Genomic DNA, 24,326 nt, shown 5'->3' with positions numbered 1-24,326 from the left:
GGCGGCGTGACGCGCGACAATCCGCCCGCGCAACGCTCCCCCGCGTCGCAGCCCGGCAAACGCCACTTTTGCCCTCGCCGCGACGATGGCACGCGCCCGGTCACGTCCCGCCTACCGATCCCCGGACTCGTCATTTTGCGGATGCGGCCGATATGCCCCCGTCCCTGCGGCCATCCGCACCCCTCCCCGGAGCTCGGCACCCCCTTGAAGAAACCCATCTCCTTCTTCGTGCATCATCAGGGGCGTGGACACGCCAACCGCACCATGGCGCTCGTGTCGGAATTTGCGAAGGACCGGCCGGTCTCGGTGCTGACGGCGGGGCCGCATCTGTTCGACGGGTTCGGGCGCGACATCGAGATCGTGCCCCTGCCCAACATGATCGGCGCAGGCGTGCCGACGCCCCGCCTCTATGCCGAGCCGACGCCGAGCGTGATGCATTGCGTGCCGCTCGGCGTGTCGGAAATGCGCCGGACCATGCGCACCATCCTCGACCATCTGGACGACCGCGACACCGGACTCTTCGTGGTGGATGTCTCCTGCGAGATCGGCCTCCTGGCGCGCGCGGCGAGCGTGCCCTCGATCCAGATCAGAATGCATGGCGACCGGGGGGATATCGGCCATGTCGGCGCCTACGAGGCGGCCGTCGGGATGCTCGCGCCCTTCGACGAGCGCATGGAGCAGGACGACTATCCCGCGCGCCTGCGCGCCAAGACCTTCTATTCCGGCGGCCTGTGCACGACGCTGGATGCCGTGCCGGGCAAGGCCGAGGCGCGCGCCAAGCTCGGCCTCGATCCGACCCACGAGATCGTCGTGGTGCTGACGGGCGGCGGGGGCAGCGGGACACCCTATGCCCCGCTCACGGTCGCCGCCCGCGCCGCGCCGGACGCGCTCTGGCTGGTGCTCGGCCCGACGCACCGCGAAGGGCATGAGACGGATTTCAGCAATTGCCAGGAGCTCGGCTGGGTGCGCGGCGTCACCGATTATCTGGCCGCCGCCGATATCGTGATCGCCTCGGCGGGCGACAACACGGTGCATGAGATCGCGCGGGTCGGCCGCCCCTTGGTGGTGATGCCGGAATGGCGCTATTTCGGCGAGCAGACCCGCAAGGCCGAAGCCTTGGTGCGGCTCGGCGCGGCGGTCAGCGCGCCGGCCTGGCCGGGCGACCTCATCGGCTGGCAGGCGCTGCTGGAGCGCGCGCGCGGGTTGGAGACGCAGGCCATCGCCTCGCTCTACGACGCGGAGGCCGCCCGCAAGGCTGCCGGCTGGTTGGAAGGGCTCTGCGACGAGCTTTGGGCCGGGGCTACGGAGGCAGATGCCAAGACAAGCGCCGCACCGGCGCTGAGCGTCGTCGCCGGCTGATCCCGCGCATTGTCAGATACTCGAATTCTCGCGGCGGAACGATAGAAGGCCCGCCGCGAGACGCCCGCAAAGGGCAGGATGCTGCGAGTTGAGAGCGCCTCAGCTGAACAAACGCTCGCCCGGCTGAAGCGCTGAGGCAATTTCCTGCGGCTCGGGGCGGCGGTGCAGTTCGATCCGCTCGGCGCTTTCGCTCCAGCCGATCAGGCCCTGATCCCGGAACTGGCCGAGCCAGTAATCCATGCACCAGCGCCCGTGCTTGTCGCGAAAGCGCGCGGCGTTGCGCAGGATATGGTCGAACTGGTGGAGCGGCGGCACATGGACGGGATGGTGCTGGTGATAGGCCCGCGCACCCGCCGTCCAATAGAACCGAAGGCCGGATGCGCCCGCGCGCGCGGCGAAATCGGTCTCTTCGCCGCCATAGCCATGAAAGCTCTCGTCCATGCCGCCGAGCGCCAGATAGCGCTCGCGACGCAGCGCGAAGGACAGGCCCCAGAGTTCGCCCGAGTCGGGCTCCTCGCGCACGCCTGTGTCGGGCATGGCGGGCTTGGACGGGTGCGCCTGTCCGATCCGGTCGAGCGCGGCGTAGTCGATCGCCTCGCCCACCGCACCATCCGGCAAATACAGAACCTCGCCGAGAAACAATCCGTCTCGCTCCCCGGCCGCCGCGCCATAGGCGGCCACGAGGTCCGGGCCTGCGATGCAGTCCACGTCGAGAAACACCAGCACCTCGCCCCGAGCCGCCTCGGCCGCGCGATTGCGCGCGGCCGCGAGCGGCATCGGATCGCCCGGCACGAAGACATGGCGCACGGGCATCCCGATCTCGGGCAGGTTGCCGTGCGGCTCCGCCTGCATCCAGGCGATGACGAGTTCGTCGGGCCTTTGCGTTTGAAGCGCGAGGCTCTTCATAAGGTTGGCGAGATGGCGCTCGCGGCCGCGAACCAGCGTCAGAGCACTGATGATGGCCATGCCGCGCGCGCCTTGTTGCGGAAGTGGAGAACGCCTTCGATGACACCGCGCGCATAAGTGGCGCTCGCGACATAGGAATGCTTCAGCGACGGCAGGCTCGCCAGATCGTCGGAGAAATTGGCGACGATGATCGCCTGCGGGATCGTGCGCAGCATCTCGATGTCGTTGCCGGAATCCCCGGCGACGAAGACCGCGTTTTCGGGCAGGCCATAGCGCCGGCGCACGAAGTCCACCGCCGTGCCCTTGGAGGCGCGCACGGGCAGGATATCGAGATAGCGCCCGTGGCTATGGATCACCGAGCAGCGCAGGCCCGCCAGTTCCAGTCGCTCGCGCACGCGAGACGTGATCTCGCGGTCGCCATCGCTGAAATAGGAGAGCTTGAAAGCCCGCTGTTCCAGCGCGGCCTGCGGCACGAGGCCCGGCAGCCCGCGCAGGGCGAGATGGACCGCTTGGCGGTTCCAGCCCCGGCGCACGGTGTCACGCCAGTCCGGATCGGCGGTATAAGTCGTTCCGTTGCTGTCGAGATGATAGATTTCCGAGCCGACCGATGTGATCATCACCTGCGGGCGCGGCGCGTTGCGCTGCTCCAGAATCGACATGGCGCTGTGGAACGAGCGGCCGGTGGCGACCCCGAAAACCAGGGCGTCCTGCTCGCTGCGCCATTGCGTGAAACGCTGCACGCCGATGTCGCAGCCGACTAGCGTGTTGTCGATATCGCAGATCAGTAGCTGTTCGACCCTGGCGCTGGACGCCTGCCGGCGGGCCAGCAGAGACTGCACCAGCTCATGATAGCGCGCGGCGTGCCGGCTCCAGTCATAGGCCGCGACAGCCTTGGCGCCCGCCGCCGCATAGCGATCCCACAATGCGGGGTCGCGCAGAATGCGCAGCGCCCCTTCGGCGATGGCCTGCGTGGATTGCGGGTCCACCAGCTCGCCATTGCCGCACATCTCGATGATGTCGTTCGGGCCGCCGCTGTCGGTGGCCACCAGCGGCAGGCCGACCGCCGAGGCTTCCAGCAGCGTCAGGCCGAAGGGCTCGTTGAGGGCGGGATTGACGAAGATGCCGCGCCGATCCCGCGCATAGGCGTAGATCGCGGCCACATCGTCGGGCCGGTGCGTCTTGGGATAGGCAACATGGCCGTAGAGATCGTAGCGATCGATGAGGCACAGGATCTCGCGGATTTCGCCGGACATTTCGCCGTCGAGGCTTGAGAGGTCCTGCCGGTTGCCGGCCATGATCACGAGATTGGCGCGCTGGCGCAGTTCGGCATTTTCGCCATAGGCACGCACGAGGGCGCAGAGGTTCTTCTTGGCGACGGGCCGTGCCAGGGCCAGCAACACCGGCTTGTCCGGCTCGTTCAGGAAGCGGTTGATGGAGGCTTCGACCTTGGGGCAGGCGGTCGCCGCGCCGAAGCGCTCGAGATCGCTGCCGGGCGGCAGAATGCGGATGCGGCCGGGGTCGTACTCGCGGTAGCCGGCATATTGCACCTCCGCCTCGTCGCGCGAGGAGGCGATGACCAACGAGGCGCGCGCGATGGCCGCTTCCTCGATCTCGATGCGCTTGTCCAGATGCGGCACGTCGGCGGCGCGCGCGCCCATCACCTCGGCCTTCACCCGGCCGAGCGAATGGGCGGTAAAGACGAAGGGAATGCCGAGCCGATCTTCCACGATGGCGGCGACGCTGGCGGCATCGGCATAATGGGCATGGATCAGGTCAGGGCGCTCGTCCTGCGCCTCGATCCAGGCGATCAAACCTTCAGCGAAGCTTTCCGTCTCGGCCCACAAATCCTCCTTGGGCAGATAATCGGGCCGCGCGCTCGCCAAGCGCAGAATTTCGATGCCGGATTCCTCGCGCACCGGCGCTGGCGCGTACTCGTCCCCCAGTTCGCTCACGAACCCCCGCGTCGCGATCACCGTGCGGCGCACGGGACCTGCCGTGGAGGACGCGCGAACCAGATCGAGCAGATAGCGGATATGGCCCCCCGTATCGGCCGTCAGACCATAAGCGACATTCTCGGCGCGCAGGCAGCCCTGCAGGGCGACATGAAGCAAGAACATGACCGTCTCCCTTTCCAACCCCTCATCTCGCCCATAATGACCGAGGAAGAGTTTTGTTCAGGTCCCCAAATGCTCCGCATCGCTCAAGTCGCGCCTAACATTTTCCCGGTTCCGCCGATCAATCACGGCGGCACCGAAAGAATTATCCAAGAATTAAGCGCCGCGTTGCGAAGTCTTGGTCACGAGGTAACGCTGTTCGCGCCAACCGACAGTGCGACGAATGGCCCGATCATCGGTTCCCTACCGAGTCTTCAGGCGCTGGAGACTCAATATGGCCAAGTTCCTCCCTCTATTCCGGCGGTTCTGGAGGCGGTGCAGATGGAGCATCTGCGCCGGCATCTCGGGTCCTTCGACATCGTCCATTGTCACGGCGAATTCTTCCACGCCGCGCTTCTGGGCGAGCGGCGCAAGCACAGCCTGACCACCATTCACTGGCGGGTGGACGAGCTGGATCGACAATTGTTCTTCGCTGCCTTTCCCGATCTGCCGGTCGCCGCCATCTCGTCCGCGCAGGAAAGCGGCATCCCGGAGGCGAACCGCGCCGGCGTCGTGCATCACGGGATCGACGGATCGCGCTACACGCCCCAGACCGCGCCGGGGCGCTATCTCGCCTTTATCGGCCGCATGACGGACCAGAAACGCCCCGACACGGCCATCCGCGTCGCGAAGGCCGCTGGGCGATCCATCCGGCTCGCGGGCACGGTGGATGTCGGCAACCCGCTTTACTTCGAGCGCGAGGTGCGCCCGCTCCTGTCGACAACTGCCGAATATGTCGGCCCGGTGGATGACGCCGCCAAGAACACGCTCCTCGGCGGCGCGGAAGCGCTGCTCTTTCCGATCGACTGGCCGGAGCCCTTTGGCCTGGTGATGATCGAGGCCATGGCCTGCGGCACGCCCGTCATCGCCTGGAAGCGCGGCAGCGTCGCCGAGATCGTGGAAGACGGCGTCACGGGATTCGTGGTGGAGAGCGAAGCGGAAGCGGTGGACGCGCTCAAGCGGATCGGCACAATCGACAGGGCGGGCGTGCGCCGACGCTTCGAGGAGCGGTTCACCAGCCGCCACATGGCCCAGCGCTATGTCGAACTCTATGAAAGGCTTCTCGCCCAATGATGCGAACCGCCCTCCTCGCCTGGGACTATCCGCCTTCGCCGAGCGGCCTGTCCACGGCGGCCCGCGAGATCGCCGAAAGCCTCGTTCAGGCCGGCTGCGACGTCACGCTCTTCACGCTCGACCGCACGGGGCGCGAGACGGCGGGCGGGGTGTCCATCGTCGGCTGCGCCATCGACAAGGCGAGCGGTCTCGGGCGTCTGCGGCTCTATGGCGGCGCGGGGCATCTGGCCGCCCCGCTCGCCTTTCGCCGCGCGGTTCTCGCCGAACATGCCGCCCGGCCCTTCGACGTGGTGGAGGCGACCAACTGGTACGCCCCGGCCGCGCTTCTGACCGGGCGGCACGACTTCGCGCTGGTCACGCGCAACTCGACGCCCGCCGCCTTCTCGCGCGACCCCGCCACCAGCGCTCGGGACCGGATCGACGGCTGGGCGGCCGACCGGCTGGAAATCCGGCAGGCCAAGGGGAGCGCCGGGCTCATCTCGAACACGGGCGAACATGCCCGCCGCATCACGGCGGAATACGGCCTCACCGGCCTCCAGCCCCATGCGGTGGTGGGCCTCAGCCTGCCGCCCGGCACGCTGGCGCGGGCGAAGGCCGCCGCCTATCCCGAGGCCAGGTCGGGCGAGCCGCTGCGGCTTCTTTTCGTCGGCCGGGCGGAGCATCGCAAGGGCTTCGACATGATCATGGAAGCGGCCGCGATCCTCGGCGCGGAGGTCGATCGCGGCGCGATCCCGGACTTCGAAGTGCGCCTCGTCGGCGTGCCGGAGGGCGATGTCCCGGCCGATCTGCCCGAGCCGGCGCGCCGGCGCGTCAAGGCGCTGGGGCGGATGCAGGAAGAGGCGCTGGCGGTGGAATATGCCGGGGCGCACGCGGTTCTGGCCCCTTCGCGCTACGAGAGCTTCGGCCTCGTCTATCAGGAGGGCATCGCCTATGGCCGGCCGATGGTCGCCAACGCGCTGGATGCGAGTGGGCGCGAGTTCGTGGGCGATACGGGCGCGGGCCTGATGGCGGCGAGCGACACCGGCGCGGCGCTGGCCGACGCCATCCGCCCGATCCTGACCAACGACGAGACCCGCCAGTCGCTGCGCGCGGCGGCTCTGAAAGCCGCCGGTCGCTTCAACCGCGACACGCTGGGCCGGGAAACATTGGCGCTCTACGCCAAGGCCCGTCAGGCCTCGTAGGGGCGCAGAAGCTCGCTCTCTTCGAACAAGCGCCCGCCGCCGGGGTTCATCGCCTCGTAGCGGTGGGAGCGTGCTTCCACATGGGCGCGCCCGAGATGATGCCGGATGCCGCCGCCCAGAAACAGAAGGCTCCGCTGCCAGGGGCGTGCCGGACGCTCGTGCACGGGGTTCTCGTAGCGCACGAAGCGCCGGTTCAGCCGATATTGCGTGTCGGGAAAGAGGTCGGACAGGACGCCGTCCACGCGATTGGCGCGCCGCAGGCCGATCGAGACCACATCTGGCCCGGCCGCCCCCAGGAGATAGGGCAGCGCCTCGGCCACGCCCTCCTCCAGCGTCTCGTCGGCGTCGAGTTGCAGCACCCACTCATGGCGCGCCATGTCCTGCGCGGCGTTGCGCTGGGCAGCGAAATGGCCGGCGAGCGGACGATGGCGCAGGCGTAAGCCGGGGCCGTCCTCCCCCGCCCCTTCGCCATCGAGCAGGATCACCACATCGTCGCACCAGAGGCGGGCGGTTTGGGCCAAGCCCAGCGCGGCCTCGCGCTCGGCCGCGCGGCAGAGGATGGCGAGGCTGATCGGTGCGGACGGCCCGTCGGTGAGCGCGCGCAAATGCGCCGCGCCGGGGAGCGGCGAATGGGGTTGGCGCAGCGCCTCGGCCTGCGCTTCGCCCATCGGCTCGGCCCAGAGCCCGTGCAGCGTGGCAGCCGAGCGTAGCGTATAGGCATCAAACCCGTAGGTCGCGTCGGGCTCACACGCGATGAGCCCCGGCTTCAGCGCCCGGCCGAGATGCGCGAGGCTTGGTGCGCCGGCCGCCGGATCATCCACCAAGAGCCCGCAGGACCCGCAGGCGAACGCGAAAGGACGCACCAGCTCGCCCCAGGACAGATCGCGCCCGGCCGCGTCCCAAAGCCGTGCGCCGCACAGGAAACAGCGCGAAACGCCCGCCCGGTGCTCCGAATGTCGTTTCCCGGCCATCCAAATGAGTCCTATGCGATTGCCGTGCGGCATCTAGCTCATGGTGAGGCGCTGTCCATCGCGGTGGCTGTCCGAAGGTTTCTTGAGCGATCCAAACTCCGTGTCGACCAGCGCCTCCAACCGCGCGGGCGCCGAGCGCCGGCACACGGCTCCGGGAAACGGAGACAGTGACGGCACCTCGCCCGTCCATCACGAGACGCGCGACATCCGACGTCAGCGCCAACCAGATGAGTTCACGGCCATGGAAGAGCTTTCGAGCGAGATCATCGACGGATCCTTCCGCGCGCTCGCGGAGATCGCGCTTCTCGCCGCCGCGCGGGCGGACGGGCACGAGGCCGATCTCACGGCCGAACTGGAGGCCCTGCGCCGGCATGGTTGCCTCGCCGCGCCCATGCGCCCCGAAGGGTCAGGCTTTGCCTATGCCTACCCGGCCGCGCGCTCGCTGCCCTTCTTCGTGGCGCTCGGCAGCGTCGATCTCAGCCTCGGTCGTCTGTTCGAGGGCCATGCCAACGCGCTGCAACTCGTTGCGCTGTTCGGCCGGGCGGATCAGAAGGCGATGGTGCGGGCACGGGTCGAGCGCGGCGCGCTGCTTGGCGTCTGGGGTGCGGATGGCAGTCCGCCCTTTGCGGTCGAGCCTATCGAGGGCGACCGCCTGCGGCTGACCGGGGCGAAGCGCTACGCCTCCGGCCTCGGCTGGGTTTCGCTGGCGCTGGTTCCGGTGACGGAGGCGGACGGGCGGCTTCAGCTTCTCCTGATCGATGTGGACGAGCCCTCCCGCCTGGACTTCTCCAGCTGGAATATGCGCGGAATGCGCGCCTCGCGCTCGGGCACGTTCCGGTTCGACGGCCTAGAGATTCCCGTCTCGGCGCGTCTCGGCGGGCCGGACGACTATCGCCGCGAGCCCTTCTTCATGGGCGGCATCTGGCGTTGCGCGGCGGTGCAGCTCGGCGCGATCGAGCGGATCGTGCGCGGGCTGGCGGATGGTCTGCGCGAGACGGGGCGGCTCGATCACCCGCTCCAGAGCGCGCGGGTCGGCGAAGCCATTCTGGCGGCGCGGGACGCGCGGCTTCAGGTCGAGGCGGCGGCGCGCGCGGTGGAGGGCGGAGAGGAGGCCGAGCTTGCCGCCTCGCTCGCGGTTTTCGCGCGGCTGCGGGTGGAATCGGCGGGGCTGGCCGTGATCGCGCTGGCCGAACGCGGCCTCGGACTTTCGGCCTTTGCGGAAGACCATCCCTTGGCGCGCCCGATCCGCGACCTATCAACCTATCTGCGGCAGGCCAATCCGGATGCCGCGCTGTTGGATCATGCGCGCCGGCTGGCGGCGCGACTGCCGGAGATTTTCGGATGAGCCGCTACGGCGACTGGTGCGCCCGCCACGATGTGGCCCCCGTCGTGGACCCGCTGCTCCTGATCGGCGCGGGCGGGCTGGTGGTCATTGCGCCGCACCCGGACGACGAGGCACTCGGCGCGTCCGGCCTGCTTCTGGCCGCCGCGCAGGCGGGACGCGCGGTTGGCCTCGTCGCGCTGACCGATGGCGAGGGCTCGCATCGGGGCTCGGCCGAATGGCCGCCCGAACGCCTGGCCGCGCGCCGGCGCGAGGAACAGGCGCTCGCCATGGCGGAACTGGGCTGCGAAACCGCCGAGATGCTGCGCCTCGCCCTCCCCGACGGCGCATCCCGCTGGCACGACGATTTCGCGGGCGCGGCGGAAAAGGTCGCGGCGCTCTGCGACCGAACAGGCGCGACGGCGCTCGCCTCCACCGTGCTTTTCGACCCGCACCCGGACCATGAAGCCGCCGCGCTCCTGGCGGAGGCCGTGCATCGGCTGCGCCCCCATATCCGGCTTCTGTCCTATCCCGTCTGGTCGCTGCGTCACCCCGAGGACAAGGAGGTGGATGTCGAGGGGTTGCATCCGTTCCGCGTGGAGACGCCGATCGTGGAAAAGGCGCGCGCCATCGCCCGGCATGAAACCCAGATGGGGGGCATCGTGACGGACGCCCCGGAAGGCTTCGCCCTGCCCGACTGGTTCCTGCGGCATCATCAAGGCCCGTTCGAATGTGTGTTCTGGCACATGAGGCCGGGTACGCCGCCGGGTGCGGAGCATTTCGAGACGCTCTATCGCGGCGACAACGACCCCTGGGGCGCGCGCGACAGCGCCTACGAGATCGAGAAGCGCGAGGACGTGATCCATTTCCTCGGCGACGACTGGCGGGGCCAAGCCATCGAGATCGGCTGCGGCGAGGGTCATCTCTCGGCCGCGCTCGCCACCCGCTTCTCTGCGGTCACCGGCTTCGACCTCGACCCCAACATCGTCGCGCGCGCGAACGCGCGCCATGGCGCGCCGGGACGGCTGGAGTTCCATGTCGGGCGAATGCCGGACGACTTCCCCGATCTGCCTTTCGACCTGCTCGTCCTCTCGGAAATGCTCTATTTCCTGACCGAGCCGGAGATCGAGACGCTGCTCTCTCGCGCCTGCCGCAAGTCGCGGCCGGGCGCGGGACTGCTTCTGGTCAACTATCTCGGCCCCACCGACACGCCGCTGTCGGGCGACGACGCGGCGGACTTCCTGCGCATGGTCGCGGCCGAAAAGCTGACGCTGGAGCGCTCGATCAGGCGGGATCGCTACCGGCTGGACTTGCTGCGCTTTCGCGCACCGCCTGGAGAAGCTTGAGAAGAGCGGGCAGCTCAGTGGCCAGCTGCGAGCGCCGCAGGCGCTCGCGCTTCAACAAGGGACTGAGTTCTTCCACGAGGGTCCAGGCTTCGCCGGGCGTGGCTTCTACTTCGACAGCCTCGATCTCGGCCTCGGTCAGGCCGAGCGCCGACAGAACGTCTCCGCGCGCTTGCGCCGAGCCGGCCCGTGAGAAAGCCAGCCGCGCGCGGATGCGGCGCTCCAGCACGTCGGCCGGCTCCAGCGCTTCGTCCACCAATGGGTCGGCCTCGTTGCGCGAGCGCTTCAGCTCGTCCGACAGGCCGCCCCGCGCCCGGCCGTCGAGCCGGCAGGAGGTCCAGACCAGCGGTCCCTCGCTGAACCGCACGGGCAGCCCGAGCGCGCGCACGCGGCGCAAGAGCGCGCGGTCCTCGCCGAAGCTGGTGACGGGCAGGCCGCCGACCGCACCATAGACACCCGCGCGCAGGCCGAAATTCGCGCCGCCGATATTGCCGTGATGCGGCCAAGGATTGAGCGGATCGGGGTCGAGCCGGGCGTCGATCTCGCGCGAAGCGGCGCGGTATTCGCGCAGCACCGTTTCCGCCGCCTCGTCGGTCGGCGGCAGGAGCGCGGCTTCCGCCGGGTCGAAGCCGATGGCCCCGCAGACGAGCGCCGCGCCGCCGGTGAATTCCGCTTCGTAGGCCGCGCGCCAGCCGGGCTGAACCACGGTATCGGCGTCGATCGAGAAGAGATGGGCGTGTGGCGACAGTTCGAAGGCGAGGTCCAGCGCCAGACGCCGGGCGAGCGGGGCCGAGCCTCGGCCGGGCTGCCAGTTCACGTCGAGAAGGAGAAACGGTGCGTCGCCGGCTTCGAACAGGGCCAGCGCGCGCGCCAGCGTGTCGTCGGTCGAACCATTGACCACGAGGACGACGCCTTCGCCCGGCGCAAGCTCGGCCATCAGCGCGCGCAAGGTGGCGTCGATCCGCTCCGCCTCGTCCCGCGCGGGAAGAATGGCGACGGCCCCCGCCCCATCGAACGTGCCGCCCCGATGGAGGGCGACACGGGTGAGAGCCTCATGGCTCCCAAGCGTTTCCAGCCGGAACGGCTGCACCGGCTGGAGATCGGTCATGCGTATCAGCTGTTCGGCGCGACGAGCTTGCCGTCCTGGCGACGCCAGAGCTTCAGCGGGTTCGCGTCCTTGAGCGCGTCGGGCAGGAGCGCGTCCGGCAGGTCCTGATAGGAAACGGGGCGCAGGAAGCGCTCGATCGCCTTGGAGCCGACCGAGGTCGAGCGGCCATCGGCCGTGGACGGATAAGGCCCGCCATGGACCATGGCGTGAGAGACCTCGACGCCCGTGCCGAAGCCGTTGACGAGGATGCGGCCCGCGCGCTTTTCCAGAAGCGGCAGGAGCTTGCGCGCCGCCGCGTGGTCGGAGTCGGCGATGTGGATCGCGGCGGTGAGCTGGCCTTCCAGACCCTGGATCACCTTGGCGAGTTCCGCCTCGTCGCGGCAGCGCACGACGAGCGAGGAGGAGCCGAACACCTCTTCCTGCAGATGCGCGTCGGAGAGGAAATCTTCAGCCGAGACCGCGAAGAGCGCCGACTGGCCGCGCAACTCGCCGCCTTCCTGGCCCCGGCCGAGCGTCTCGACCTTGGCATGGCCGGCGAGCTTGGCGACGCCGCCCGCATAGGACTTGCAGATGCCGGGCGTCAGCATGACGGCGGCCGAGGTCTCGGCCAGCGCCTTGGCGGCGGCGGCCTCGAACGTCTTCAGCCCCTCGCCTTCCACGGCGAGGATGAGGCCCGGATTGGTGCAGAATTGGCCGGCGCCGAGCGTCAGCGACGCGACGAAGCCCTTGGCGATCGCCTCGGCCCGCGCGGCCAGCGCGCCGGGGAAGAGGATCACCGGGTTGATCGAGCTCATCTCGGCATAGACCGGGATCGGCTCGGGGCGGGCGGCCGCGATCTGCATCAGCGCCGTGCCGCCACTGCGCGAGCCGGTGAAACCAACGGCCTTGATGCGGTGGTCGGCGACGAGGCCCTGGCCGATCTGGCGGCTGGCGTCGAACAGAAGCGAGAACACGCCCTCGGGCATGTTGCAGCGCTGGGCCGCAGCCAGAACGGCGCGGCCGACGAGTTCCGACGTGCCGGGATGGGCCGAATGCGCCTTCACCACGACGGGGCAGCCGGCGGCGAGCGCCGAGGCCGTGTCACCGCCGGCGACCGAGAAGGCGAGCGGGAAGTTGGACGCGCCGAACACGGCGACGGGCCCAAGCGGCACGTTGCGCAGGCGCAGGTCCGGGCGCGGCAGGGGCTGGCGCTCGGGCATAGCCGGATCGACGCGCGCGTCGAGGAAGCCGCCATCGCGCAACACACCCGCGAACATGCGAAGCTGGCCCATCGTGCGGCCGCGCTCGCCTTCGACGCGGGGGCGCGGCAGGCCGCTTTCCTGGCAGCAGCGCTCGACCAGTTCGTCGCCCAGCGCCAGGATCTCGTCCGCGATGGCTTCAAGGAAGCGGGCGCGATCCTCGAGGCTGGTTTCGCGATAGGTGTCGAAGGCCTCGTCGGCGAGGCGGCAGGCCTTTTCCAGATCGTCCTTGGTGGCGCCGCCGAAGGCTGGCTCGATGCGCTGGCCGCTGGCCGCTTCGACGCCGAAGATCTCGCCGGCCGTTCCCTTGGCCAGCGTGTGGCCGATGATGAGTTCGCCCTGGATGGTCATGGTATTTCTCCGCCATGGCTGGAAGCAGGCGCTTCCGAAAGACTGGCGCTTTCCTATAGACCTTCCATCTCGGTTGGAACCGCTGTTTTCGTTTACAGGGTCTAAATGTCTGAGAATTCGTTCCGCGTCTCTCGAACTCGCCCTTCCGCTCGTCCGGGAGAAAGCTTGTGAGGCGCCTGTCGCGCGTCACCGTTGGCGCCGTGGCGACAGGCTTCGCCCTTCTCGTGATCGCCGGGGGCGCGACGACATGGCTGATTGCGCGCGTGGCCGACAACACGGCGCTCGTCTCGCATTCGCTGCGGGTCGAGCTGGGGCTGTCGCAGTTTCGCACCCTGTCGGAACAGGCCGAAACGGCGCGGCGCGGCTTCCTGCTCGATCCTGACGCCCGCTTCGCACGCGCGGTCGAGGGTATCGCCGGCAACATGGGCCCCGCGTTGGAAGATCTGCGCGCCATGGTGAGGGACAATGCCGACCAAAGCCATCTGTTGGATCGCCTCGCGGCCGCGAGTCGCGAGCATCTCATTCTGATCCGCAGATCCATGGCGCAGCGCCGCGAGGAAACCTCGCCCAGCGGTTTCGACTTCTCCTGGGACCGCTCGACCCAGTTGATCCAGCAGGTTCGCGAACTCGCCGGCATCCTGACCGAGGAAGAACGTCAGCTCTTGGAAGAGCGCATCGAGCGTCAGCAGGCCAGCCAGCGCATCGCCTATGGCGTCATCGCTCTCGCGGCCGTTCTTCTCATGCTGGTGGCAGCGGGCACGATCTGGGTGACGCGCAGCACCCTTCGCGCGCTCCATCGCACCAGCGGCGAGTTGGCCCGGCTGAACGACGATCTGGAAGGAGCCGTGCAGGCGCGCACGGTCGATCTTCAGCGTGCCAACGACGAAATCCAGCGCTTCGCCTATATCGTCAGCCACGATTTGCGCTCACCTCTCGTAAACGTGATGGGCTTCACGAGCGAGATGGAGGCCACGATCCGCCCCCTGAGCGAGCTCGTGGAGCGGGCGGAGACCGAAGGCTTCCCCGTATCGGAGGACGCCAAGCTCGCCGTGCGCGAGGACCTGCCGGAGTCGATCCGCTTCATCCGTGCGTCCACCGAGAAGATGGACCGCCTTATCAACGCCATCCTGCGCCTGTCGCGCGAAGGGCGGCGCAACCTCGCGCCCGAGCCGATCGACATGAACGCCCTGGTCGCCGGAATCGTGGGCAGTTCCCAGCACAAGTTGCAGGATGTGGGCGGCGAAGTGCGCGTGTCCCCCCTGCCCAGCCTCGTGAGCGACCGGGTGGGTCTGGAGCAGATTTTCTCCAATCTCATCGAGAACGCCATCAAATATCGCAAGCCCGGGCGCCCGCCGGTGATCGAGATTCGCGGCCGGCGCGAAGGCGAGCGCGCCCTGTTCGAGGTGGCCGACAATGGGCGCGGGATCGACCCGAAGGACCATGACCGGGTGTTCGACCTGTTTCGCCGCTCCGGCGCGCAGGATCAGCCGGGTGAAGGCATCGGGCTGGCTCATGTGCGCGCGATGGTTTATCGTTTGGGAGGCATAATATCTTGCGAATCAACTCTTGACGCCGGTGCGACATTTTGCCTTTCCATGCGGGCCGACCTTTCGGACGAAGGAGCTAGAGCGTCTTGAACTCGCCGCGTAGCGTTACGATCGTCATGGTCGAGGACGATGAAGGCCATGCGCGCCTCATCGAAAAGAACATCCGCCGGGCGGGCGTCCACAATCCGATTCGCCATTTCACCGATGGAACCAGCGCCCTGAACTTCCTGCTGGGAGATGCCGACGGGCCTTCGGGAGGCCATCCCGCGCTCGTGCTTCTGGACCTCAACCTGCCCGACATGAGCGGCACCGACATTCTGGTGCGCATGAAGGAGAATGCCGCCGGCCCGCTGCGCCGCACGCCGGTGGTGGTGCTGACCACGACGGACGATAAGGTCGAGATTCAGCGCTGCTACGATCTGGGCGCCAATGTCTACATCACCAAGCCCGTGAATTACGAAAGCTTCGCCCAGGCCATCCGGCAGCTCGGCCTTTTCCTGTCCGTGATCCAGATCCCGGAAGCGACCAGCGAAAGCATCTGACCAGCATGGCACGGGTTCTTTATATCGACGACGACGAGGGCCTGTGCCGTCTGGTCCGGCGCGCCATGGAACGGCGTGGCCATACGATCGAAACGGCCTCGGGCGGGACGGAAGGCCTAGAACGGCTCCGCGAGGGCGCGTTCGATCTCGTCGCCGTGGATCATTACATGCCGGGCATGGACGGGCTGGAAACGCTGGCCGCCATGGCCCGACTGCCCCATCCGCCTCCCGTCGTCTATGTCACCGGCTCCGAGGAAGGGCGCGTGGCGGTCGCCGCCCTCAAGGCGGGGGCGGCCGACTACATCGTCAAGACGATCGGCGACGACTTCTTCGACCTTCTCCAATCCACCTTCGCGCAGGTTCTCGACCGTCGCCGGCTCGAAGCGGAAAAGGCCGAAGCCGAGGCCAAGTTGCGCGCCTCCTACGAGCGGGTGGAAGCACTTCTGAAAGAGGCGAACCACCGCGTCGCCAACTCGTTGCAGATCGTCTCGGCTTTCGTGCGGCTTCAGGCCTCGGCGGCCACCAGCGAGGAAGCGCGCTCGGCGCTACGCGACACGCAGCAGCGCATCACGGCCATCGCGCAGGTTCATCGCCGCCTCTACAATTCCGACGATCTCGACCTCGTGGAAATGTCCGACTATCTGGCGACGCTTCTCGCCGAGGTGGAGGCCACATGGTCGACGCCGCTCGCGCCGCATCGCCTGCGCCTGTCGGCCGAGCCGATCCGCCTCGCGACCGATAAGGCGGTGTCCATGGGCGTGCTCGTGGCGGAGCTGGTGAGCAACAGTTTCAAATATGCTTATCCGCCGGGCGTTGCGGGTGAAATTCGGGTCGATCTGCGCGCGGACGGGCCCGGCTTCGTCCTGCGCGTCGAGGACGAGGGACAGGGCTTCACCCCCGGCGCGCCGCCCAAGGGTACGGGCACGGGCACCAAGCTCGTGCGCGCCATGGCCAGCAGCCTGGGCGCCGACATCCAGCACGAGAACGACGCTTCGGGCTATCGCGTGCGCATTCGGGCGGCCGAAGGGTGCGGGCGCGGGGCCAGCCTTCCGGCCTGCGCCTCGCCATAAGCGCGCGATCCGCGCCAAAACATGTCCCCCAAACTCAGCTTCTTTTCACCGCAGCGACATATGTTAGACATGAATCCAGGAATCGTGCGAAACATCCCAAGGATGACGAATGCGATGCCTGCAGCTGGCCCGCGTCAAGGCGGCCGACCGATTGCGACGGGAGCGGCCTCATGACCGTGGACACCTATCTTCAGCTCGACGAACAGCTTTGCTTCGCCGTCTACTCCACCGCCCATGCCTTCAACCGGCTTTATAAGCCACGGCTGGACGCGCTCGGCATCACATATCCGCAATATCTCGTCATGATGGTGCTCTGGCAAGACGAGCCGCAGACGGTGGGTAGCCTGGGGGAGCGGTTGCTTCTCGATTCCTCCACCCTGACGCCGCTTCTCAAGCGTCTGGAGGCGAGCGGCTTCGTGACGCGCACCCGCTCGACGCGCGACGAACGCGTGGTGGACATCGCCCTCACCCCGAGGGGCCGCGCCCTGGCGGAGGAAGCGCGCAGCGTTCCCCCGGAAATTCGCGCCGCCACCGGCGAGACGGATGCCGAGCTGGAGCGTCTGCGTCGCTCGATCCTGCGCGTGCGCGACGCGCTTCAGGCGTCGAACCTGCCCTGATCCCACGATCAAAACCCGTGCGTGCGCGCCGCAGATGCGCTAGACCCCGCCTCCGACAAGGGTGAGAGCGCCTTTCGCGGTGCTTCGCCCCTGGGGAGGAGGCCCAGACACATGACCAGCCTGACCAACCAGAACCTGCCGGAGATCGGCCAGCGTATCGCCGTGCCCGGCTATGACCGCGCGAAACTCTCGCCCGGCATCGCCCATTTCGGCGTCGGCAATTTCCATCGCGCCCATCAATGCGTCTATCTCGACGATCTCTTCGCGACGGGGCGGGACCAGGATTTCGCCGTGGTCGGCCTCAGCGTCCGCACGGAAGACAAGCCGGCTTTTGCCGATATGCGCGCACAGGACGGGCTTTTCACCGTTACCGAGGTCGATGACGGGTTGTTCCGCCCGCGTGCGGTCGGCTCGATCGTCCAACTGGTGGAGCCGGGTGACCGCGAGGCGATCCTCACCACGCTGACAGCGCCCGAAATCCGCATCGTCACGCTGACGGTGACGGAAGGTGGCTATTACATCGCGGGCGACAGGCCCGACCTCCAGCACCCCGATCTCGTGGCCGATACGGGTGATCTCTCCGCCGCGCGCACCGTGTTCGGTTTGATCCTGTCGGCCATCCGCATCCGGCGCGAAGCCGGCGCGCCGCCTTTCACGGTCCTCTCCTGCGACAATCTCCCCCACAATGGCGATCTGACGCGCGGCATCGTGACGGGTCTCGCCGAGCGCGTGGACGGAGAGCTCGCCGATTTCGTGCGGCGCGAGATCGCCTTCCCGAACTCGATGGTGGACCGCATCACGCCAGCCACCAACCAGACGCAGATCGACACGCTCGCCCGAGAAAAAGGCGTCGAGGACAAGCGTCCCGTTTTCTGCGAGCCCTTCATTCAATGGGTGATCGAGGATCGTTTCTCGGCCGGTCGCCCGGCTCTGGAGCATGTCGGCGTCACCTTCGTGGAGGACGTCACGCCCTATGAGCTGATGAAGCTGCGCATCCTGAATGCCGGCCACGCGACGATCGCCTACCCATCGGCGCTGCTCGGCCTCACCTATGCGCACGAGGCCATGCGCGACGATCTCGTCCTGCGCTTCTTCGACGATGTCGAGCGGACCTACCTCCTGCCCGCCTCGCCGGAAATCGAGGGCGTCAGCCGCGAAAGCTATCTCGCCAAGGTCACCGAGCGCTTCGCCAATCCCGCCATCGCCGACACGATCCGGCGTCTCTGCCTCGACGGCTCGAACCGTCAGCCGAAATTCGTCATTCCCGCCCTGCGCGAGTTCCTGGCCGAGGGGCGCGAAGTGTCGGGCCTCGCGATGCTTCAGGCGCTCTGGTGCCGCTATTGCTATGGCGAGTTGGAGGATGGAACGCAGATCGAGCCCAACGACCCGAACTGGGACGCGCTGCGCGAGGCCGCCCGCGCCGCCAAGGACGAGCCGCGCCGGTTCCTCCAACAGCGCGGCATCTTCGGCGATGTGGCCGATAGCGAAGCCTATGCCGAGATTTTCTCGCGACACTTGCGTGCGATCTGGGAGAAGGGCACGCGGCAGGCGATGGAGGACTATCTGTCCGGCGCTCGGCGCTGATATCGGACGCTCGCGTAGCACGATCCGTAGCCAGCTAATCGACCGCCATGTTATGGACTGGTCGAGGAGCGAGCGCTCTCCATAATAGTGCAACGAAGGATCGGTTCGCCTCAACGAAGAGGCGGATCGATCTCAGCCCAGAGACACACTGTTGCCCCGGCATTCGAGGCTCAGGCCGGAACAGCTACAGTCCACGATGGCCCTTCTGCATCTCAGCTACATCAGCACTCTTGCCGAAGGTCAGTCGCTGGCCGATCTCGTGCATGACCTCGGAAGGTTCCGGGAGCGCAATCTGTCGCTCGGGATCACCGGCTGCATCGCCTTCGAGAACCGTCGCATCATGCAGGTGCTGGAAGGGCCGGTCGAGAACGTCGAGCGTCTGTTCGAGACCATCGCCCGGGACCCGCGCCATTGCGATGTCATCCAGATCGAGCGCAAGCCGATCGAGCGGGTCAGCTTCGGCCATTGGGGCATGGTGCGCCGGCCGATCGCGGACGTGATCTTTCTGAGTCAGCTCACCTGACGCGCCCCATGCTGGTCAAGCCGCACCGCAGGCCGTAAGAGCGCTTCGACCTGTTCGCGCGCGGCCGAGGGTGAACCGAAGATGGGCTAACCTCGCCTTTCCCTTCGTTCGGCCGTCTCGATGGATCGCCCGCCCCTCTGGACCTGAGCCGAGATGACCGACCCGCTTCTGCCGCTTCGCGACCTTGCCCGGACCGGGGGCGCCCATGTTCTGGCCGCCGATATCGGCGGCAGCTTCATCAAGCTCGCCGGCGCGGATGCGAGCGGGCTGCCGCTGGCGCGCGCGTCGCTGCCCAATCCCTCGGGTTCCTGGCCCGATTTCGTGGAAACCCTGCGCAGCCTCGCCGACGCCGCCGACCCCGACCGCGCGCTGACCCTGGCCCTGTCGGTGGCCGGCACGATCGACCCGGACACGGGCGCATCGCTCGCGGCCAATATTTCCTGCATCACGGGCCGCTCGCTGAAGCGAGAGTTGACGCAGGCGCTCGGCCGCCCCGTGGAAGCGGCCAATGATGCCGACTGTTTCGCGCTGGCCGAGGCGCTGCGCGGGGCCGGGCGGGGCCATCGCACCGTGTTCGGCGTCATCCTCGGCACCGGCGTCGGCGGCGGGCTCATCTGGAACGGCCATATTCTGGAGGGCGCGGGCGGCGTATCGGGCGAATGGGGCCACGGGCCTGTCCTGAAGGACCGGATGGTCGCGGGGCGCATCGTGCCTGCTTTTGCCTGCGGCTGCGGCCAGACCGGCTGTGTCGATGCCAGCGGCAGCGCGCGCGGGCTGGAGCGCATCGATCTCGCCCTTCACCCCGAACACGCCGCGCGCGACAGCCGCGCCATCGTGGACGCCTGGCGCGCGGGCGAGGCAGAGGCGAGCCTCACCGTCGACACGTGGCTCGACACGCTGGCCGGGCCGCTGGCGCTCGTTCTGAACACGACGGGGGCCGGCGTCGTGCCGGTCGGCGGCGGCCTGTCCAACGCTGTCGATCTCCTCGCCGCGCTCGACGCACGCCTTCGCGCGAGCATTCTGCGCCGCAGCGACGCGCCGATCGTGAAGCCCGCCGAACTCGGCCCGGAGGCCGGGCTCGTCGGCGCGGCTCTCCTCGGGCTCGGCGCGGGCGCGAACTGACGCCGATCCTCCCAACGCCTTTGTTGTTGGCGAACGCGTCCGCGGGGAGACGTACCTGAGCGCCCGTTATCCGCCGCGCGAGGCTCTGGTGCGCGCCTGCGCCGTCCCGACACAGGCGCGACGATCGAACCGATGGAGCCTTGCCGCGTTGCCCTTTCAACAGAAAGGACAGCGCCATGAGCCATATTCCCAAGGACCGTTTCGACAACCAGCAGGACCAGCCGGACGTTCAGGACCGGGACGCCGATCAGGCCGCGCAGCAGTCGCAGCAGGACGAGTTGAACGAGGCGCTCGCCAAGATTCCCCCACAGGACGAAGCGCCCGAGCCGCGCTGACCGCCCTTTTCCTGCCCCGGACCCTCCCTTGCCCCTGCCCGCCGCCTTCCCGACCGGCCTTCAGTCGCCGGAAGCCTTCTCCGCTGGGCTGAGCGCCCTCGGGCGCAAGCCGCTCGTCGTCTGCCACAACGACGCGGACGGGCTCAGCGCGGGGGCGATCCTGCTTCACACCCTGCGGCGCAGCGGGCGCGAGCCGGAGGTTCGGATCATCGGCAAGGGTGAGAACGCCTACTCCCGCGAGTTCGCGCAGGAGATAGCTGGGAGCGAGGTCGAGGGGATGATCATCGCCGATCTCGGCGTCGCGCCCGCCCTGCCCCGGCCCGACCTGCCCACGATCCTGATCGACCATCACGTGCCGACCGGGCTGCCGGAGGGCGCGCTGATCGTCAGCGGCATCCACGACAGCCCGATCCCGACCTCCTCGCTTCTGGCTTATCGCTGCGCGCGGGCAGCGGGTCTGGCGGACGGGCTTCTCTGGCTGGCGGCGATCGGACTGATCGGCGATTTGGCGGAAAATGACGGCTTTCCCGAAATGGACGAGGCGCGCAGGCTCGGCATCACCGCGCTGCGCAAGGCCGCCTCGCTGGTCAACGCGCCGCGCCGCACGGCCTCGGGCGATGCAAGCCCGGCGCTCGACCTTCTCCTGAAAGCCGAGGGACCGAAAGCGGTTCTCTCGGGCGAGCATGAGGAGACGGCGCAGCTTCTGGCGGCCAAGGACGAGGTGAAGCGCGAGTTAAACGAAGCGCGCAAGATCGGGCCGAAAGTGGTAGGCGAGGTCGCGCTGGTCCTGTTTTCTTCGCCGACGCAAATCCACCCGCTGGTCGCGCAAGCCTGGCGCGGGCGGATCAAGGATCGAATCGTGATTGCGGCGAATGCCGGCTATCGCGACGGCTATGTCCACTTCGCCGCGCGCACGGCGGCGGATCGCGATCTGCTCGCCTTTCTGGCCGAGCACCGGCCGCCCGGCGCGACCGAGCAATATGGCAATGGCCACCGCTTGGCGTCCGGCGGAGCGCTCACCATTCCCGACTGGAACCAGTTCATCGCCTCGCTCGGCTTCGGGCTTGAGGCACAGATTTCCCCTGAGAAGGCCGCCTGATGCAGACGCGAATTTCCAAGCTCGGCTTTCCCGTCAAGGTGATGGCGCGCGACGATCTGAAGAGCAACGACGCCCGCCGCGCCGCCAGCAATCCGCATCTGAAGGTCTCGCTCACCTATATCGACGCGATCCTCGACCATCTGGTGAAGCACGATATCCGCATGTACCGCATGTCGTCGGATCTCGCGCCCTATGCGACGCATCCGGATATGCCGCAGTTCCACGCCATGGTTTCGGAAAGCCGCAGCGAGTTGGAGGCAATCGGCAGGAAGGCGATGGACCTCGGCATTCGCCTGTCCTTCCACCCTTCGCAATATATCGTCCTCAACAGCCCCGATCCGGCGCTGGTGAAGAAGAGCATCGCCGATCTCGTGTCCCAGGCCGAGATGCTGGATCTGATGGGCCTGCCGCCCGAGGCCGTTCTCGTGATTCATGTCGGCGGCACCTATGGCGACATTCCCGCCTCGCGCCAGCGCTGGGTCGAAACCTGGAAGACGCTGCCCGAGCCCGTGCAGCGGCGGCTGGTGCTGGAGCATGACGACCTGCGCTTCTCGGCCGGGGACGTTCTCTGGATTCACGAGCACACGGGCGTGCGGCTGATCTTCGACTACCAGCATTTCTGGTGCCTCAACCCCGAGCGCGCCGATCTGCGCCAGACGGTGGAGCGCATTCTGGCATCCTGGCCCGAGGGACAGCAGCCGAAGATGCATTTCTCCTGCCCGCGCACCGAGCTTCGCGAGCAGGTGCGCGTCGACAAGAAGACGAAGAAGAAGACCACTGTCCATGTTGCGCCTGTGTTCACGGGACACGCCGATTTCGTCAATCCGTTCGAATTCGCGACGCTGATGCGCACGCTGGACGGGCTCGACTTCGACATCATGCTGGAGGCCAAGGCCAAGGACTTGGCCCTTCTGCGCCTGCGCCCGGACCTCCTTCGCTACGCGCCCGACGTCGCCGCCCGCTTCGGCCTGGAGCCTTCCGAAGCGCCCGAACTGGAGGCGCAGGAAGACGAGGTGCTGGAAGAGGTGGAAGTGGCCGGCGGGGCCTGAGAACCGAGGACAGAACCCGGCAGGTCCTCCGCCGCAGGGTTCTGTCCCCGGTTCCAGGCCATCACCCCTCGTCCTCGTCCCGGGTCCCCGAACCATCCTCGAAGCGGAACCACTCGAAACCATAGGCATCGAGACGCAGCGTCCGCTCCTTGGCGTCGATATGCACGCCCTGGCGCAGGAGCGGGCTCATCGCCGCAAAGGGCAGGCCTTCAGGAAGATGCGCCAGCGCCGGCCGGTCGGCAAGATTGTGCAGCGTCAGAACCCCGCCGCCGCGCCAGCGCGACACGAGCGCGAGCACCGAACCGTCGCCGGCCTTCAGCACCTCTGGCCGAGCCCAGCCGATCTCGCGCGCTTCGCGCCGGGCGCGGATCAGGCGGCGCACCTGCGACAGAAGCGAGAGCGGGTCGAGCTTCTGCCGGGCGACATTCACATGAGGGAAGGCGAAGGGCCCTTTTGCCACGACCGGCCGCACGCAATCCTTCGCCCTGGCCGACGAGAAGGCGCCGTTCTCGGCCGCGCTCCATTGCATGGGCGTGCGCACGGAATGGCGCTCGGGCAGGCTCAAATCCTCGCCCATGCCGATCTCGTCGCCATACCAGATGACGGGCGTCCCCGGCAGGGCCAGCATGACAGAGAAGGCCATGGCGAGCCGGCGCTCGTCGCCGCCGAGCATCGGGGCGAGCCGGCGGCGCAGGCCCCGGTCGTAAAGCTGCATGTCCTCGTCCGGCCCGAAGGCGGCGAAGACCTCTTCCTTCTCCTGCGTCTCCAGCCGGCCGAGATCGATCTCGTCGTGATTGCGCAGGAAGGTCGCCCATTGCGCGATGGCGGGAATCTCTGGCAGCGCCTTGAGGAAGTCCGAGACCGGCCCCGCTTCCCCGCGCGCGAAGGCGAGAAACATCTGCTGGTTCAGCGGGAAGTTGAAGATCACATGCAGCCGGTCCCCCGTTCCGAAATAATCGCCGGCTTCGTCCATCGGGATATTGGCTTCGGCCAGAAGGATCGCCTCCGCCCGCCGCCAGGACAGGAAGGTCTGAAGCTGCGACAGGTAGCGATGCGGCTCCCAGCCCGAGTGAGCCGATGACAGGTCCTCCAGCATGAAGGGCACGGCGTCCATCCGGAAGCCCGAGACGCCGAGCGCCAGCCAGAAGCCCATGATGCGCTCGATCTCCTCGCGCACCTCCGGGCTGGCGATGTTGAGATCGGCCTGATGTTCGTAGAAGCGGTGGAAGTAATATTCCTTCCGTTTAGTGTCGCGCGTCCAGGTAGTCTTCTGGACACCGGGAAAGATCACGCCCTTCTCGGCATCCTCGGGTTTGTCCTTCCGCCAGACATACCAGTCGCGATATTTCGGATCGCCCGCCCGGCTGGCCTGAAACCACGGATGGTCGATCGAGGAATGATTGACCACGAGGTCGACCAAAACGCGCAGGCCCCGCTCGTGGGCCGCGTGGGTGAACTCGACGAAGTCGCCCAGCGTGCCGTAGCGCGGATCGACATTGTAATAATCCGCGACGTCGTAGCCATTGTCGCGATTGGGGCTGGGATAGAAGGGCAGAAGCCAGATGCAGGTCGCGCCGAGCGCTTCGATATGATCGAGCCGGCCGGTCAGCCCCTTGAAGTCGCCGATCCCATCGCCGTCCGAATCCTGAAACGTCTCGACATCGACGCAGTAGATCACCGCGTTCTTGTACCAAAGATTGAGCATTCCGCCTCCCGTCGCTGGCGATGGAGCTAGGGCGCGCATCCCATCGGCCTATCTCGACCCGCCGTACCGGCCCTGCTGCAGCGCACAACGCGCGGTTTCAAGAATCGGATTGACGAAAGCTTGATGAT

General features: G+C 67.7%; 21 protein-coding genes. 15 read left to right on the top strand and 6 right to left on the bottom strand.

Annotated features, from left to right (window positions below):
• Positions 1–204 precede the first annotated feature (204 nt).
• A complete protein-coding gene (locus tag NS365_RS09395) occupies positions 205–1,359 on the top strand; it encodes a glycosyltransferase (protein WP_058600021.1) in 1,155 nt (384 codons plus the stop codon).
• Between the two features lie 99 nt (positions 1,360–1,458).
• On the opposite strand, the gene NS365_RS09390 is transcribed toward NS365_RS09395, so the two are convergent.
• The gene (locus NS365_RS09390) at positions 1,459–2,325 is read right to left on the bottom strand and encodes a glycosyltransferase family 2 protein (protein ID WP_058600020.1); all 867 of its coding nucleotides are present in this window, start codon (positions 2,323–2,325) and stop codon (positions 1,459–1,461) included.
• On the bottom strand, positions 2,304–4,382 hold the full coding sequence (locus tag NS365_RS09385) for an HAD-IIB family hydrolase (RefSeq protein ID WP_058600019.1): 2,079 nt from the start codon (positions 4,380–4,382) through the stop codon (positions 2,304–2,306). The genes NS365_RS09390 and NS365_RS09385 overlap by 22 nt, the downstream gene beginning before the upstream one ends.
• 69 nt (positions 4,383–4,451) lie before the next feature.
• On the opposite strand from NS365_RS09385, the gene NS365_RS09380 reads away from it, so the two are divergent.
• Together NS365_RS09380 and NS365_RS09375 are read left to right on the top strand one after the other, a co-directional pair.
• Complete coding sequence (locus NS365_RS09380; protein WP_058600018.1) at positions 4,452–5,492, top strand: glycosyltransferase family 4 protein; 1,041 nt, start codon at positions 4,452–4,454, stop codon at positions 5,490–5,492.
• Entirely contained in the window at positions 5,492–6,673 is a 1,182-nt protein-coding gene (locus NS365_RS09375; RefSeq protein ID WP_058600082.1) for a glycosyltransferase family 4 protein, read from the top strand. Before NS365_RS09380 ends, NS365_RS09375 begins: the two co-directional genes overlap by 1 nt.
• Here the strand turns inward: NS365_RS09375 and NS365_RS09370 are convergent.
• Positions 6,661–7,644 (bottom strand): hypothetical protein, encoded by a 984-nt coding sequence (locus NS365_RS09370; RefSeq protein ID WP_153003712.1) that lies wholly within the window; start codon positions 7,642–7,644, stop codon positions 6,661–6,663. The two genes, NS365_RS09375 and NS365_RS09370, sit on opposite strands and share 13 nt — an antisense overlap.
• A gap of 100 nt (positions 7,645–7,744) precedes the next feature.
• Between NS365_RS09370 and NS365_RS09365 the strand changes: the two genes are divergently transcribed.
• Positions 7,745–8,989, top strand: coding sequence for an acyl-CoA dehydrogenase family protein (locus tag NS365_RS09365; RefSeq protein WP_058600016.1), 1,245 nt, complete (start codon positions 7,745–7,747; stop codon positions 8,987–8,989).
• Positions 8,986–10,311 carry a PIG-L family deacetylase gene (locus tag NS365_RS09360; protein ID WP_058600015.1) on the top strand — a complete coding sequence of 442 codons (1,326 nt, stop codon included), beginning with the start codon at positions 8,986–8,988 and terminating at the stop codon, positions 10,309–10,311. The genes NS365_RS09365 and NS365_RS09360 overlap by 4 nt, the downstream gene beginning before the upstream one ends.
• Here NS365_RS09360 and NS365_RS09355 read toward each other — a convergent pair.
• Both NS365_RS09355 and NS365_RS09350 read right to left on the bottom strand, forming a co-directional pair.
• Positions 10,250–11,416, bottom strand: a complete 1,167-nt coding sequence (locus tag NS365_RS09355) for a glycosyltransferase (protein ID WP_058600014.1) — start codon at positions 11,414–11,416, stop codon at positions 10,250–10,252. The two genes, NS365_RS09360 and NS365_RS09355, sit on opposite strands and share 62 nt — an antisense overlap.
• Before the next feature lie 5 nt (positions 11,417–11,421).
• Positions 11,422–13,005, bottom strand: a complete 1,584-nt coding sequence (locus tag NS365_RS09350; RefSeq protein WP_058600013.1) for an aldehyde dehydrogenase (NADP(+)) — start codon at positions 13,003–13,005, stop codon at positions 11,422–11,424.
• 167 nt (positions 13,006–13,172) lie between these two features.
• On the opposite strand from NS365_RS09350, the gene NS365_RS09345 reads away from it, so the two are divergent.
• The 10 genes from NS365_RS09345 to uvsE all read left to right on the top strand — a co-directional run bounded on the left by NS365_RS09345 (position 13,173) and on the right by uvsE (position 22,493).
• A complete protein-coding gene (locus tag NS365_RS09345; RefSeq protein ID WP_058600012.1) occupies positions 13,173–14,642 on the top strand; it encodes a sensor histidine kinase in 1,470 nt (489 codons plus the stop codon).
• A gap of 26 nt (positions 14,643–14,668) precedes the next feature.
• Positions 14,669–15,094 carry a response regulator gene (locus NS365_RS09340; protein ID WP_058600011.1) on the top strand — a complete coding sequence of 142 codons (426 nt, stop codon included), beginning with the start codon at positions 14,669–14,671 and terminating at the stop codon, positions 15,092–15,094.
• 5 nt (positions 15,095–15,099) lie between these two features.
• On the top strand, positions 15,100–16,164 hold the full coding sequence (locus NS365_RS09335) for a sensor histidine kinase (protein WP_058600010.1): 1,065 nt from the start codon (positions 15,100–15,102) through the stop codon (positions 16,162–16,164).
• A gap of 170 nt (positions 16,165–16,334) precedes the next feature.
• On the top strand, positions 16,335–16,781 hold the full coding sequence (locus NS365_RS09330; RefSeq protein WP_058600009.1) for a MarR family winged helix-turn-helix transcriptional regulator: 447 nt from the start codon (positions 16,335–16,337) through the stop codon (positions 16,779–16,781).
• A gap of 111 nt (positions 16,782–16,892) precedes the next feature.
• The gene (locus NS365_RS09325) at positions 16,893–18,365 is read left to right on the top strand and encodes a mannitol dehydrogenase family protein (RefSeq protein WP_058600008.1); all 1,473 of its coding nucleotides are present in this window, start codon (positions 16,893–16,895) and stop codon (positions 18,363–18,365) included.
• A gap of 196 nt (positions 18,366–18,561) precedes the next feature.
• Entirely contained in the window at positions 18,562–18,888 is a 327-nt protein-coding gene (locus tag NS365_RS09320; protein WP_058600007.1) for a BLUF domain-containing protein, read from the top strand.
• 153 nt (positions 18,889–19,041) lie between these two features.
• Positions 19,042–20,010 (top strand): ROK family protein, encoded by a 969-nt coding sequence (locus tag NS365_RS09315; RefSeq protein WP_058600006.1) that lies wholly within the window; start codon positions 19,042–19,044, stop codon positions 20,008–20,010.
• 176 nt (positions 20,011–20,186) lie between these two features.
• The gene (locus NS365_RS24490; RefSeq protein ID WP_156419904.1) at positions 20,187–20,345 is read left to right on the top strand and encodes a hypothetical protein; all 159 of its coding nucleotides are present in this window, start codon (positions 20,187–20,189) and stop codon (positions 20,343–20,345) included.
• A gap of 28 nt (positions 20,346–20,373) precedes the next feature.
• Positions 20,374–21,444, top strand: coding sequence for a DHH family phosphoesterase (locus NS365_RS09310; RefSeq protein WP_058600005.1), 1,071 nt, complete (start codon positions 20,374–20,376; stop codon positions 21,442–21,444).
• The gene (uvsE, locus tag NS365_RS09305) at positions 21,444–22,493 is read left to right on the top strand and encodes a UV DNA damage repair endonuclease UvsE (protein WP_058600004.1); all 1,050 of its coding nucleotides are present in this window, start codon (positions 21,444–21,446) and stop codon (positions 22,491–22,493) included. The genes NS365_RS09310 and uvsE overlap by 1 nt, the downstream gene beginning before the upstream one ends.
• A 61-nt stretch (positions 22,494–22,554) precedes the next feature.
• Here uvsE and NS365_RS09300 read toward each other — a convergent pair whose 3' ends face one another.
• Positions 22,555–24,198, bottom strand: coding sequence for an alpha-amylase family protein (locus tag NS365_RS09300; RefSeq protein ID WP_058600003.1), 1,644 nt, complete (start codon positions 24,196–24,198; stop codon positions 22,555–22,557).
• Positions 24,199–24,326 lie beyond the last annotated feature (128 nt).

Source organism: Aureimonas ureilytica, from assembly GCF_001475935.1.
Classification (GTDB): domain Bacteria; phylum Pseudomonadota; class Alphaproteobacteria; order Rhizobiales; family Rhizobiaceae; genus Aureimonas; species Aureimonas ureilytica_A.
The sequence above is the reverse complement of the archived record's forward strand: the minus strand, read 5'-3'. Positions and strand labels throughout refer to the sequence as shown.